General features: G+C 64.4%; 13 protein-coding genes. 6 read left to right on the top strand and 7 right to left on the bottom strand.

Annotated elements, in window-relative coordinates; genetic code table 11:
• Positions 1-10: 10 nt before the first annotated feature.
• Genes ABEH27_RS07435 through ABEH27_RS07425 form a run of 3 tightly spaced genes read right to left on the bottom strand, consistent with a single transcriptional unit; the run spans position 11 to position 5592 of the window.
• Positions 11-3157, bottom strand: coding sequence for a CusA/CzcA family heavy metal efflux RND transporter (locus tag ABEH27_RS07435; protein ID WP_346612932.1), 3147 nt, complete (start codon positions 3155-3157; stop codon positions 11-13).
• Between the two features lie 16 nt (positions 3158-3173).
• The gene (locus ABEH27_RS07430; RefSeq protein WP_346612931.1) at positions 3174-4370 is read right to left on the bottom strand and encodes an efflux RND transporter periplasmic adaptor subunit; all 1197 of its coding nucleotides are present in this window, start codon (positions 4368-4370) and stop codon (positions 3174-3176) included.
• Positions 4363-5592 (bottom strand): TolC family protein, encoded by a 1230-nt coding sequence (locus ABEH27_RS07425; RefSeq protein WP_346613194.1) that lies wholly within the window; start codon positions 5590-5592, stop codon positions 4363-4365. The genes ABEH27_RS07430 and ABEH27_RS07425 overlap by 8 nt, the downstream gene beginning before the upstream one ends.
• A gap of 265 nt (positions 5593-5857) precedes the next feature.
• Here ABEH27_RS07425 and aroQ point away from each other — a divergent pair, with 265 nt between their 5' ends.
• Positions 5858-6307 carry a type II 3-dehydroquinate dehydratase gene (gene aroQ / locus ABEH27_RS07420; RefSeq protein WP_346612930.1) on the top strand — a complete coding sequence of 150 codons (450 nt, stop codon included), beginning with the start codon at positions 5858-5860 and terminating at the stop codon, positions 6305-6307.
• Positions 6304-7152, top strand: coding sequence for a shikimate dehydrogenase (locus ABEH27_RS07415; RefSeq protein ID WP_346612929.1), 849 nt, complete (start codon positions 6304-6306; stop codon positions 7150-7152). Before aroQ ends, ABEH27_RS07415 begins: the two co-directional genes overlap by 4 nt.
• 118 nt (positions 7153-7270) lie before the next feature.
• Here ABEH27_RS07415 and ABEH27_RS07410 read toward each other — a convergent pair whose 3' ends face one another.
• The gene (locus tag ABEH27_RS07410; RefSeq protein ID WP_346612928.1) at positions 7271-7807 is read right to left on the bottom strand and encodes a thioredoxin family protein; all 537 of its coding nucleotides are present in this window, start codon (positions 7805-7807) and stop codon (positions 7271-7273) included.
• Positions 7797-8072: a DUF2790 domain-containing protein gene (locus ABEH27_RS07405; RefSeq protein ID WP_346612927.1), complete on the bottom strand. Its 276-nt coding sequence runs from the start codon at positions 8070-8072 to the stop codon at positions 7797-7799. The genes ABEH27_RS07410 and ABEH27_RS07405 overlap by 11 nt, the downstream gene beginning before the upstream one ends.
• Positions 8073-8288: 216 nt before the next feature.
• Between ABEH27_RS07405 and ABEH27_RS07400 the strand changes: the two genes are divergently transcribed.
• The 4 genes from ABEH27_RS07400 (at position 8289) to ABEH27_RS07385 (ending at position 11606) form a co-directional block, all read left to right on the top strand.
• On the top strand, positions 8289-9029 hold the full coding sequence (locus tag ABEH27_RS07400; protein ID WP_201207473.1) for a response regulator: 741 nt from the start codon (positions 8289-8291) through the stop codon (positions 9027-9029).
• Positions 9026-10312: a HAMP domain-containing sensor histidine kinase gene (locus tag ABEH27_RS07395; protein WP_346612926.1), complete on the top strand. Its 1287-nt coding sequence runs from the start codon at positions 9026-9028 to the stop codon at positions 10310-10312. Before ABEH27_RS07400 ends, ABEH27_RS07395 begins: the two co-directional genes overlap by 4 nt.
• Before the next feature lie 167 nt (positions 10313-10479).
• The gene (locus ABEH27_RS07390) at positions 10480-11100 is read left to right on the top strand and encodes a ferric reductase-like transmembrane domain-containing protein (protein ID WP_346612925.1); all 621 of its coding nucleotides are present in this window, start codon (positions 10480-10482) and stop codon (positions 11098-11100) included.
• Positions 11101-11111: 11 nt separating this feature from the next.
• Entirely contained in the window at positions 11112-11606 is a 495-nt protein-coding gene (locus tag ABEH27_RS07385) for a DoxX family protein (protein ID WP_346612924.1), read from the top strand.
• A 53-nt stretch (positions 11607-11659) separates the two neighbouring features.
• Here ABEH27_RS07385 and ABEH27_RS07380 read toward each other — a convergent pair whose 3' ends face one another.
• Positions 11660-12358, bottom strand: coding sequence for a putative DNA-binding domain-containing protein (locus tag ABEH27_RS07380; RefSeq protein WP_346612923.1), 699 nt, complete (start codon positions 12356-12358; stop codon positions 11660-11662).
• Positions 12339-13175: a DUF692 domain-containing protein gene (locus ABEH27_RS07375; protein WP_346612922.1), complete on the bottom strand. Its 837-nt coding sequence runs from the start codon at positions 13173-13175 to the stop codon at positions 12339-12341. The genes ABEH27_RS07380 and ABEH27_RS07375 overlap by 20 nt, the downstream gene beginning before the upstream one ends.
• Between the last annotated feature and the right edge of the window lie 35 nt (positions 13176-13210).

The raw sequence follows: 13210 nt of genomic DNA, 5'->3' as shown, positions 1-13210 counted from the left end.
CCCGGCCATCTCAACCCTCCTCAGCCTCTTCACGCCGATACGCCCACTGGTAAAGCGCCGGCAACACCAGCAAGGTCAGCGCCGTGGATGAGAGGATCCCGCCAATCACCACCGTCGCCAGCGGCCGCTGCACTTCAGCCCCGGTGCCCGTGGCCAGCGCCATCGGGATAAACCCGAGCGATGCCACCAGCGCCGTCATCAGCACGGGCCGCAAGCGCGTCAGCGCCCCCTCCTCAACGGCAACGCGCAAGCTGCGCCCTTCCTCGCGCAAGCTACGGATAAAGGCAATCATCACCAGGCCATTGAGCACCGCCACGCCAGACAACGCGATAAAACCAACGCCGGCCGAAATCGACAGCGGAATGTCCCGCAGCCACAGCGCCAGCACACCGCCGGTCAAGGCAAAAGGAATACCGGTGAACACCAGCAGGCCATCGCGCAGGTTGTTGAACATCATCAGCAGCAAGCCCATCACCAGCAGCAATGCTACCGGCACCACCACCTGCAGGCGCTCGGCGGCTGACTGCAACTGCTCGAACTGGCCGCCCCAGCGGGTCCAGTAGCCGGGTGGAATCGGCACTTGCTGCAGCAGGGTCTGCTCTGCCTCTTCGACAAACGAGCCCAGGTCACGTCCGCGCACGTTGGCGCTGACCACCACCACACGCTTGCCGTCTTCGCGGCTGACCTGGTTCGGCCCTAGTTGCAGGTTCAGTGTCGCCACCTGCGACAGGGGAATGAAACCAATTTGCCCAGCCCCGCCTGCCGCGTTTGCAGGCACTGGAATCAACAGGCTGGCCAAGCCATCGACATCGGTGCGCAGCGTCTCGGCAAGGCGCACCACCATGTCGAAGCGGCGGTCGCCTTCATACAGCGTGCCCGCCGTGCGCCCGCCCACGGCAATGGCGATGGCGTCCTGCACATCACCCACGTTCAAGCCATGCCGCGCTGCCTTGTCGCGGTCGATGTCGATGGTCAGCACTGGCAGGCCGGTGGTCTGTTCCACCTTCACTTCCGACGCACCCGGCACCTGCTGCAGGCTGGCGGCGATCTGCGCGGCGGTGCGGTTGAGCACCTCCATGTCGTCACCGAATACCTTCACCGCCACGTCGCTGCGCACACCGGAAATCAGCTCGTTGAAGCGCAGTTGGATCGGTTGCGACATCTCATAGTTGCTGCCAGGCACGCTGGCGGCGGCGCGTTGCACCTCGGCAATCAGCGCCTCACGCGGCTTGCCAGGGTCGGCCCATTGCTCGCGCGGGTGCAGCATCACGTAGGCGTCGGAGATGTTCGGCGGCATCGGGTCGGAGGCGATTTCGGCCGTGCCGGTACGGGCAAACACCCGCTGCACTTCCGGGACCTGGGTGATGATCGCGCGCTCCAGGCGCTGTTGCATGTCCACCGACTGCGACAGGCTGGTGCCCGGTACACGCAGCGCCTGCAAGGCAAAGTCGCCTTCGCTGAGGCTGGGGATGAACTCGCTGCCCATGCGGCTGGCCATGATGCCGGACAGCAGCACCAGTAACGCGGCGCCGGTAAACGCCAGCTTGCGCCGGCCCAGCACCCAGGCCAGCACAGGGGCATAACGTTTGCGCGCAGTGCGCATCAGCACGCCCTCTTCCTCCTTGACCTTGCCGGTGACGAACAGCGCGATGGCTGCCGGCACGAAGGTCACCGAGAGGATCATGGCGCCCAGCAGGGCGATTACCACGGTGAAGGCCATGGGGTGGAACATCTTGCCTTCGACCCCAGTCAGGGCAAAGATCGGCAGGTACACCACCATGATGATCAACTGGCCGTAGATCAGCGGCCGGCGCGCTTCACGGGCGGCGGCAAACACCTCGTGAAAACGTTCGCCACGGGTCAGCATGCGGCCGTGGCGTTGCTGGGCATGGGCCAGGCGGCGGATGGCGTTTTCGACGATCACCACCGCGCCGTCGACGATGATGCCGAAGTCCAGGGCGCCAAGGCTCATGAGGTTGGCGCTGACCTTGTTGCTGAACATGCCGGTGAAGGTGAACAGCATCGACAGCGGGATCACCATGGCAGTGATGAGCGCGGCGCGAATATTGCCCAGGAACAGGAACAGCACGGCGACCACCAGGATCGCGCCCTCGATGAGGTTCTTCTTGACCGTGGCGATAGCCTTCTCGACCAGGTTGGTGCGGTCATACACCGTCACCGCGACCACGCCCTTTGGCAGGTTACGGTTGATCTCGACGAGCTTGGCCGCGACCGCCTGGGCCACCGTGCGGCTGTTTTCACCGACCAGCATGAACACCGTGCCCAGCACCACCTCACGGCCGTTTTCGGTGGCAGCACCGGAGCGCAGCTCCTCGCCCAGGCCGACCTGCGCGACATGGCTGACACGGATGGGCGTGCCGTCGGCGCTGGAAATGACGATATTGGCGATGTCCTCGGCCGAGGCCAACTGCCCCGGGGCACGGATCAGCAACTGCTCGCCGTTGCGCTCGATGTAGCCCGCCCCGACGTTGGCGTTGTTGCGTTCCAGGGCAGCGATCAGGTCGTTGAGGGTGAGTTTGTACGCCGACAGGCGCTTGGGCTCTGGGGCGATCAGGTATTGCTTGGCGTGACCTCCGATGCTATTGACCTCAGCCACCCCCGGCACGTTGCGCAACTGCGGCTTGATGATCCAGTCCTGGATCACCCGCAGGTCGGTGGCCGTGTAGGGCGTACCGTCGTCCTTGAGCGCGCCCTCCTCGGCTTCCACCGTCCACAGGAAGATTTCCCCCAGCCCGGTGGAAATCGGCCCCATGCTGGCCTCGATACCTGCGGGCAACTGCTCGCGAGCCACCTGCAGGCGCTCGTTGACCAGTTGCCGGGCAAAGAACAGGTCGGTGCCATCGTCGAAGATGACCGTCACCTGTGACAGGCCGGAGCGCGACAGCGAGCGGGTCTGCTTGAGCCCCGGCAGGCCGGCCATGGCAGTTTCGATGGCGAAGGTGATGCGCTGTTCGGTCTCCAGCGGCGAGTAGCCGGGCGCGGCAGTGTTGATCTGCACCTGGACGTTGGTGATATCGGGTACGGCATCGATCGGTAGTTTCTGGTAGCTGTGGATACCCACGGCGGCCATCAGCACCACGGCAAGCATCACCACCAGGCGCTGCTCGATGGCGAATTGGATCAGGCGTTCGAACATGCAAGCATCCCCATGATCAATGACTGTGCTCGGCGGAGCCCTTGCCGAGCTCCGACTTGAGGACGAAGCTGCCCGCAGCAGCCACCTGGGTACCGGCCGCAAGGCCTTCGGTGATTTCCACCTGGCCTGCGTCACGCCGCCCGGCCTTCACCGGGCGAGCCTCGAAGCCCTCTTCGGTACGGGCAAACACCACGGTCTGCTGCTCCCAGGTCTGCAGTGCGCTTTCTGGTACCACCACGGCGGCGTTGAAGCGCTCGACGCTGACAGCGATGTTGACGAACAGCCCGGGGCGCCAGGCGCCGTTGGGGTTTGCCAGGGTGGCGCGGACGGTGGCGGCGCGGTTCTGCTCGCCGAGCAGGCTGCCGACGTAGTTGACCTTGCCCTCGACCTCGGCGCCGAGGTCCGGTGCGCTGACGGTGACGCTGCGCCCGGTGGTGACCTTGAGCAGGTCGCGTGGGGCCACGGCGAACGTGGCCCAGACCCTGCTCAGGTCAGAAAGGGTGAATGCGTTGCTGGTCTCATCGACCACTTCACCCACGGTCAGGTGCTTTTCCACCACCACCGCATCAAAAGGCGCCCGCAGCTCGTACCGGTTGCCCGCCCCGGCCGGGCCGACTGCGGCGACTTTCTGCCGGGCATTGGCCAAGGCGATCTCGGCCTCCTGCAGGGCCTGACGGGCCTGCTGATAGTCCTGCTCGGCACTGATGCGCTCCTGCCACAGTTGCTGCTCGCGCTGGAAGGTCAGGCGCGCCAGTTCGAGGCGGCGCTGGGCGGCCTGCTGCTCGCTGCGCAAGTCGGAAATCTGCTGGCTGGCGATCACCGCCAGTACCTGGCCACGCTTGACCGCCTGGCCGAGGTCGGCGTGCACCGCCTCAACCACGCCGGGCACTCGGGGGACCACGTGCGCGGTGCGATCCTCATCGAAGCGGATTTCGCCGGGGAAACTGATCGCGGTGCCCAGTTCACGCGGCGCTGCAGCGGCCAGCTGAATGCCGGCGGCCTCGATCTGGGTGCTGCTCAAGTGCAACTGGCCTTCTTCTTCCTCATGCACTTCACCCGCTTCTTCAGCGTGGCCGTGGCTGCCTTCACCGTGGTCGTCGTGGCTGGCCTCGCCACTGCGGGCTTGCCCGAGGTTGCCGGTCCAGGCGAGGCCGCCAAGGCCGAGCACGGCGATGGCGGCGGCCAGAAGGGCCAGCTTGCGTGGGTTATTCATGGTTGCTCCTGCTGTTCGGTGTTTTGCTCAAACCCTCAAGGTCGCCGTAGATTCGCTCGACCTGTGCACGCGCGTCGGTCGCCGCAGCGAGCGCCTCGAGGTACAGCCCGCGCGCCTCGATCAGCGTGCGTTGGGCATCGAGCACGTCGAGGAAGGCGAACTTGCCCATCTCGAAACCACGGGTGGCGGTGTCCACGGCCTGTTGCGCCGAGGGCAGGATGGTCCGGTCATAGGCGTCAACCTCCTGCATTGCCGTGTGCCACTGGCTGACGGCGCTGCGGGTTTCGCTGCGCACGCGCAGCTCGACGGCATTGCGCAGGTCGCGGGCCTGGTCGGTACGGCGGGCGGCGGCCAGCACATTGCCTTGGTTGCGGTCGAACAGCGGCAGCGGCATGGATAACCCCACCACGTTGACCTGCTCGCGATCTTCGCGGCTGTACTGGCTGCCGATGCTCACGGTCAGGTCCGGAATACGCTGGGCTTTGGCCGAACCCAACGAGGCCTCGCCACGTTCGATCTGCGCAGCGGCCAGGCGCCAGTCGGCGGTCTGCTCCACCTTGTCGAGCAGGGTTTCGGCCTTTGGCGCCGTACCGGGGGACAATTCGGCAGCCGACAACCGGTCGAACATCGTCACCGGGCTGCCAGTCAGCCGCGCCAGTGCCTGATAGGCCACTGCCTGTTGGGTTTCGGCGCGACGTACCTCGGCTTGCGCCTGAGCCAGCTGCACCTGGGCGCGGGTGCTTTCCACCGGCGACGACTGGCCTGCGCTGACCCGGCCCTGCACCACCCGCACCCCTCGCTCGGTCAGCGCCTGCGATTGTTGCGCCAACGCCAGCGCGGTCTGCGCGCGCAGGGCGGCGTGAAATGCCTGCACCACATCGGCACGCAGGCCGTTGCGCTGACGCTCCAGTTCGAGCTGGGCGATGGCCTGGCCGCTGCCGGCAACGGCGATGCGCGCACCGCGCTTGCCGCCCAGCTCCAGCGGCTGGCTGAGGGTAACGGTGGTGGTGCTGGTGTCGCGGCGGGTGTCTTCGACTTCCCAGGACAATTCAGGGTTGGGCAGCAGCCCTGCCTGGCGACGCTCGCCCTCGGCAATGCCAATCTCGCGGCCGGCGGCGGCCAGCTCGGGGTTGTTGGCAAAGGCCGCGGCGAGCGCCTCGGGCAGGCTCAGGCCTTGCCCTGCCTGGGCGCTGGCGGCGGCCGTCAGCAACAGGCAGAGCATGACGATCTTGCGGGGGGTGGGCACTTCGATGTCCTCGTCGGCGGGCGTTGGCGAGGGACTGTAGGGAGCGGTGGTTATCGGGGTGCTGGCGTGAACATTACAATTGTGTAATCGAGCACTGATTGACTGCGGGCTGTTGGCGGGCACGTGCAACATCAGTCCGATAATCGCCCACTTTTCCCCCTGCGACAGTCAACCCAATTGACGAAACTAACCGGGTGGTACAAACATAAAGGCGTTCAACAACAATAAAGCGAAGCCCGCCATGAAGCCCCTTATCCTCGTGCTCAACGGCCCTAACCTGAATATGCTGGGTACCCGCGAACCCGCTCAGTACGGCCGTGAAACCCTCGCCGACCTTGCGCAGAGCTGTGCCGACACGGCACACGCCCACGGCCTGGAAATCGAATTCCGCCAGACCAACCATGAAGGCGAACTGATCGACTGGATCCACGCGGCCCGCAACCGTTGCGCCGGTATCGTCATCAACCCCGGTGCATGGACCCACACCTCGGTGGCGATCCGCGACGCACTGGTCGCCAGTGAACTGCCGGTGATCGAAGTGCACCTGTCCAACGTGCACAAGCGTGAGCCCTTCCGCCACCTGTCGTTCGTTTCGTCGATCGCCGTCGGTGTGATCTGCGGCCTGGGCAGCCACGGCTACCGCATGGCCCTGAGCCACTTCGCCGAAACGCTGCGGGAGCAGGCCGCATGACCCAGCCAGCCATCCTTGCCGGCCTGATCGGCCGTGGCATCCAGCTTTCGCGCACGCCTGCCCTGCACGAACACGAAGGCGATGCCCAGGCCCTGCGTTATCTCTATCGCCTGATCGATGCCGACCAGTTGCAACTGGACGACAGCGCCCTGCCGCAACTGCTGGATGCCGCCCAGCACACCGGCTTCACCGGGCTGAACATTACCTACCCGTTCAAGCAGGCGATCCTGCCGCTGCTCGACGAATTGTCCGAAGAGGCCAGTGGTATCGGTGCGGTAAACACTGTGGTCCTCAAGGACGGCAAGCGCGTCGGCCACAACACCGATTGCCTGGGCTTTGCCGAAGGCTTGCGCCGCGGCCTGCCCGATGTGGCCCGGCGCCAGGTGGTGCAGATGGGCGCGGGCGGCGCGGGGTCAGCGGTGGCCCATGCGTTGCTGGGCGAAGGGGTCGAGCGGCTGGTGCTGTTCGAAGTGGATGCGGCACGCGCGCAGGCGCTGGTCGACAACCTCAATGCACGTTTCGGCGTAGGCCGGGCAGTCATCGGTACGCACTTGGCCAGTGAACTGGCCGAGGCGGATGGCTTGGTCAACACCACGCCGGTCGGCATGGCCAAGTTGCCAGGCACACCACTGCCGGTAGAGCTGCTGCACGCGCGGCTGTGGGTGGCTGAAATCATCTATTTCCCACTGGAAACCGAACTGCTGCGCGCGGCGCGGGCTTTGGGCTGCCGAACGCTGGATGGCAGCAACATGGCGGTATTCCAGGCGGTCAAGGCGTTCGAGCTGTTCAGCGGGCGCGAGGCCGATGCGGGGCGGATGCAGGCGCATTTTGCCAGCTTCAGCTGAGCCAGCACCGGCCCTTTCGCGGGCCAAGCCGGCTCCCACAGGCCACCGCTGATACTCGACTCAGCGCAATGGCTGTGGGAGCGGGCTTGCCCCGCGAAGAGGCCGGCACAGACACGCATCAACCTTTTTCATCCAGCAACGCCTGGATGACGTTCTCCTGCCCGTCATAATCCCCCTCGCCAACGTGCACATGCCTGACCTGCCCCTGTCGATCGATGAAGTAATGGGCAGGCCAGAACTGATTGCCCCAGGCATTCCACACCCGGTAATCGTTGTCTACCGCCACCGGATAACCGATGCCCAGGCGGGTCACTTTGCTTTTCAGCTGAGCGACATCGTGCTCGTAGGCGTACTCCGGCGTATGCACACCTACCACTACCAGCCCCTGGTCGGCATAACGCCGGGCCCAGTCGTTCACATGCGGCAAGCTGCGCTGGCAGTTGATGCAGTCCCAGGTCCAGAAGTCCACCAGCACCACTTTGCCCTTGAGCGCCGGGGCATCCAGCGGCGGCGAGTTGAGCCACTCGCTGGCCCCCGACAGCGAAGGCATGGCGCCGTAGCTGTCGCGGGCCATCAAGTGGCCGGCCAGGCCCAGGCCGACGAGCGCCAAGACCACGCCGCCCACCTTCAACAGCGCGCGATGATCAATTGTCATGGCAACCCGCCGTGGCGTAGGAGCGGTATTCGACACTCTCGTGCTGGCCTTTGGAGTCCAGGTAGTTCATGCGAGTGTTGACAACGCCACAGGCGTTGCTTTGATCATCTTTGACGGACAGCACTTTCTTAACGTCCAGATGGTCGCCGTAGCGATACTGCATGGCACTGTTTTCGTTCATCGGCATGCTGGCGGCCTGGGCAGCCAGTGTGCCAAAGCTGAGCACCGCGAACAGGCTGGCGCAAGCAAGGGTTTTGACGTTCATGGTATCGCTCCTGTGCAGCTTCGAAGGGTGAGGAGTATTGCTCCCCGGTCGAGAGCCATTTCACCCCCGCCAGGTATCGCGCATGTGTCGCCAAACCTGTGATGTGCTTCCTGCTGTATCTGTGCAGGCGCCAGATACACTGCAATACAAACCCCTGCAGGCAAGCGCCCGCCTGCTCGATACACTGCGCCCACCCCCTTGCACAGGACCCCAGCGATGGAACATGTCGATCACATCCTGATCGTCGACGACGACCGCGAGATCCGCGAACTGGTCGGCAACTACCTGAAGAAGAACGGCCTGCGCACCAGCATCGTCGCCGATGGCCGGCAGATGCGCGCCTTCCTCGAAGCCAACAGCGTCGACCTGATCGTCCTCGACATCATGATGCCGGGCGATGACGGCCTGCTGCTGTGCCGCGAACTGCGCGCCGGCAAGCACCGCAACACGCCGGTGCTGATGCTGACCGCGCGCAACGACGAGACCGACCGCATCATCGGCCTGGAAATGGGCGCCGACGACTACCTGACCAAGCCCTTCTCCGCCCGCGAACTGCTGGCGCGTATCAATGCCGTGCTACGCCGCACCCGCATGCTGCCGCCCAACCTGACCATCAGCGAAAGCAGCCGCCTGCTCGCCTTCGGCCAGTGGCGCCTGGACACCACCGCACGCCACCTGCTCGACAGCGAAGGCACCCTGGTTGCCCTCAGCGGCGCCGAATACCGCCTGTTGCGGGTGTTTCTCGACCACCCGCAACGGGTGCTCAGCCGCGAACAACTGCTCAACCTGACGCAGGGCCGCGAGGCCGACATCTTCGACCGCTCCATCGACCTGCTGGTCAGCCGGCTGCGCCAGCGCCTGGGTGACGATGCCCGTGAACCCAGCTGCATCAAGACCGTACGCAGCGAAGGCTATGTGTTTTCGCTGCCGGTGCAGCTGCTCGAGTCGCCGTCATGAAGTGGCCACGCACGCTGGCTTCGCGCCTGGCGCTGATCTTCTTCACTGGGCTGGTGCTGGCCTACGGGCTGTCATTCAGCCTGCAGGCCTACGAGCGCTATATCAGCAGCCGTTCGATGATGCTCAACAACCTGGAACAGGACGTCGCCACCTCGGTGGCCATTCTCGACCGCCTGCCCGCCGCCGAACGCGCCGCCTGGTTGCCGCGCCTCGAGCGACGCACCTACCGCTACCGGCTGGATGAAGGACTGACGGGCGCGGCAATGCCCAGCGAAGACCCTCCAATGGCGGCGGAGTCGATCGTCAAGGCGATCGGCAACGGCTATCGCCTGACATTCCAGGACATCCCCGGGCCGAACGCACACTTTCAAGCCCACCTGCGCCTGGCCGACGGGGCGCCACTGACCATCGACGTAACCCCGACGCCCGTGCCCGTGGCCAAGTGGTTGCCAGGGGTGCTGCTGATTCAGCTGGCCGTGTTGCTGTTCTGTACCTGGCTGGCCGTCCGCCTGGCCATCGGCCCGCTGACCCGCCTGATCAAGGCGCTGGACGACCTCGACCCGGACAAACCGGGCATGCGGCTGGACGAAAGCGGCCCGCGCGAGGTGCAATATGCCGCCACGGCGTTCAATGCGCTGCAGGCGCGTATCGCGGCGTACCTCAAAGAACGCATGCAATTGCTGGCAGCGATTTCCCACGACCTGCAAACGCCGATCACACGCATGAAGCTGCGTGTCGAAGTCATGGATGAGGGGGTTGAAAAGGATAAGTTGTGGCATGACCTGGATGCCATGGAGCACCTGGTGCGCGAAGGCGTGGCCTATGCCCGCAGCATGGATATCAACACCGAGCCTGCCTGCCGCATCAACCTCGATGCCTTCCTCGACAGCGTGGTGTTCGACTACCAGGACAGCGGGGCTCAAGTCGAACGCCATGGCATTACCGGCAGCTTGCTGGAAGCGCGCCCGCATGCATTGCGCAGGGTGCTGGTCAACCTGCTGGACAATGCCCTGAAGTTCGCCGGCAAGGCCCAGCTGGAGGTCAGCCGTGACCACGGGCTGATCTTGATTCGCGTGCTCGACGAGGGCCCAGGCATTCCCGAAGCGGAGCTCAACGAAGTGCTCAAGCCGTTCTACCGGGTGGAAAGCTCGCGCAACCGCAGCACCGGGGGCACCGGCCTGGGGTTGGCCATCGCACAGCAGTTGACCCAGGCCATGGGAGGGCGGTTGACCCTGAGTAACCGCCAGGGCGGCGGGCTGTGCGCACAGATCGAGCTGAAATGAACCATGCGTGACTACTTCGCGGTGCGAGGCTCCGATGCGCCGCAATGAGGTTTTCCTACGCAATCCATAACTACAGTCCGATACACAACGCAGCCTGCGCTGACACACTGCAGATACCCAACCCCGCCACACTTCCGGTCACACATTGACACACCGGGAGCCCCTTGATGAGAGCCATCGCCCTTCCCTCCGGCTGGAAGCTTTTTGCCGCCCTCGCCGGTTTGACCCTGGTCATGACGGCGGTGGTCCTCGCCGCTCATCCACTCGGCTCGGACGGCTTGCGCAGCGCCATCCGTGCCACCGCACGCAGCTCCTTCGCACTGTTTCTGCTGGCGTTCCTGGCGTCCTCGCTGGTGGCCTTGGTGCCAGGCCCCGCAAGCAGGCGAATGTTGCGCGAACGGCGTTTCCTGGGCCTGGCTTTCGCCTTTTCCCACACCGTGCACGGCGTTTTGATCTACCGCTACGCCCAGCAGTTTCCAGAACTGTTCTGGGCCGGCCGCACGGTGACATCCAGCCTGCCCGGCAGCATCGGCTACCTCTTCCTGCTGATGTTGACCCTGACCTCTTTCAAGGCCCCCATGCGCCTGCTCGGCGGGCGGGCCTGGAAAGCCCTGCACAGCACCGGCATGTGGGTGTTGGCCGGGGTGTTCTGCCTGTCGTTCTACAACCGCATCCCCATGGGCGGTTGGTACCCGCTGGCTTTCGCCCTGATGTTCGCAGCCATGGCGCTCAAGCTCACCGCCAAACTGGCGCATTACCAGCGCCGCAGTGGCGCAGCCCTTTCCTGAGGAAAAAAATCATGACCACCCTGAGCCGCACCCTCACCACCGTCGACCGCTTCGGCAACTGGAGCGCCGACCTGCCGTTACGGCTTTTTCTGGCCTGGGAGTTCTTTGAATCCGGCGTCGAGAAATTCAATGGCAGCAATTGGTTTGCCGATTTGCAGGAGAGTTTCCCGTTCCCCTTCAATGTGCTGCCGGCAGAGCTGAACTGGCAGCTGTCGATGTGGGCCGAGTTGATTCTGCCACTGTTGTTGTTGCTGGGGCTCGGCACGCGGTTTGCTTCGGCAGGGTTGATGGTGATCACAGTGGTTGCGATAGCCGCAGTGCACTGGCCGATGCACGGGTGGACCCTGGCGGAACTGGCGCAGGGCTACGCCTTTACTGACCAAGGCTTCGGCAACTTCAAGTTGCCGGTGATCTATCTGGTGGCACTGCTGCCGCTTCTGCTCAACGGCGCCGGCCGCCTGAGCCTTGATCACTGGCTCAAAGGGCGCTTCGCTGCCCGAACCTGAGCAGTACGCACAACGACGGGCTCGTCGCGGCTGGCGACGAGCCCGTTTTCAGTTCAGCGTGTACCAATCACGACACCTAGCCCACGCAGGCTCTCGAGCAGCGCCAGGCCTTGCTGATGGTCTGCCCCCAAAGCCTGCAAGCGCTCACGCCCACTGCCGTTCACCTGTGCCAGCAAGCGGTACGCCATGGGCGCCAGGCGTGAAAAGCGCACTTGCAGGCTGGCATCGCGATACACCATCAGCAAGGTTGGCAGCTCAGGGGCCTGCTCTGGCTGGAAGTCAGGGCCAATACGCTCCACCGGCCATTGATAGGCCAGTACCCTGGCCGTGCACGACAACAGCGGTTCGCCCTGCAGCAAATCGCCCTGTGGGTCGTGGGGCGGGTCTTCGGCATCGCTCAGGTAGAGCTGCGCCTCGACCCACTCATAGTGCGCAAGCTCCAGCTGCCACGGGGTATCAGCCTGGATGCCCTGAAGGTAGTCGATGAACGCCTCGGCAACCTGGGTGAACAGCGGGGTTTGGCTGCGGTAGTTGGCGTAGAAATCACGCACCCGTGCATGCCAGCGCGGCTCGCCCAAGGTCTGGCGCAACACCGGGAAACTGCCCGCCAGCAGGCCTTCGATGGCGCCGTAGAACAGCTCGCGATAGACCTTCAAGCGGCGCTCTTCAATACCAGGCGGAGGGGGATGCCGGCCTGGGTCGCGCAGGTGCCGGGCCAAGGTGAACTGCTGCTCACGCAACGTTTTGCCCATGCGACACCCCCTGCTGTATCGCACGGATGCGCGCGGTTTCTTCAAGTAGCTTGGCCAACGGCGGGTAGTTGAAGTCACGTTCAAGGACTGTCGGTTGCGCCCCAAAGCGCTGGCAGGCCAGTGCGAACAAGGCCCAGACGTCATCCTTTACCGGCGCGCCGTGGGTGTCGACCTTGAAGTCCGGTGCTTCATCGTAATGCCCGGCTACATGCATGGCGGTGACCCGCGCAGCCGGCAGCCCGCGGAGAAAAGCCAGGGCGTCGTAACCCTGGTTGCAGGCATTGACGAACAGGTTGTTGACGTCCAGCAGCAGGTCGCAATCGGCCTCCGCGAGCACTGCCCGGATGAAGTCCAGCTCACTCAGCGCTTGATAAGGCGCGGCGTAATAGCTGATATTTTCCACGGCAATACGCCGCTGGAGATGGTCCTGGGCCTGGCGGATTCTGCCTGCAACCTGGTGTACCGCCTCGTCGGTAAAGGGGATCGGCATCAAGTCATAGAGATGGCCGTCATCGCTGCAGTAGCTCAAATGTTCACTGTACAGGCGCACCTTATGGCGATCGAGGAACTGTCGCGTCTGTTCCAGCAGTTCGAGGTTCAGCGGCAGGCTCCCCCCCAGCGACAACGACAAACCATGGCAGGTCAGCGCAAACCGCTCGGTGAGCTGCGACAGGCTACGGCCGTAGGCGCCCCCAACTCCGATCCAGTTTTCCGGTGCACACTCCAGAAAGTCCAGCGCACCCTCATCGAGAGTCAGCAGCTCGGGCATCAGACCACGGCGCAGGCCAAGGCCGGTGAACAAGGGTAAGAGGCTCATCGGTAAAGATCTCCACAACACGCACAACGCCCCAC

Origin of the sequence: Pseudomonas sp. P39-UII1 (genome assembly GCF_039672635.1) — a bacterium.
Lineage (GTDB): Bacteria > Pseudomonadota > Gammaproteobacteria > Pseudomonadales > Pseudomonadaceae > Aquipseudomonas.
This window is presented reverse-complemented; position numbering and strand designations above follow the sequence as displayed.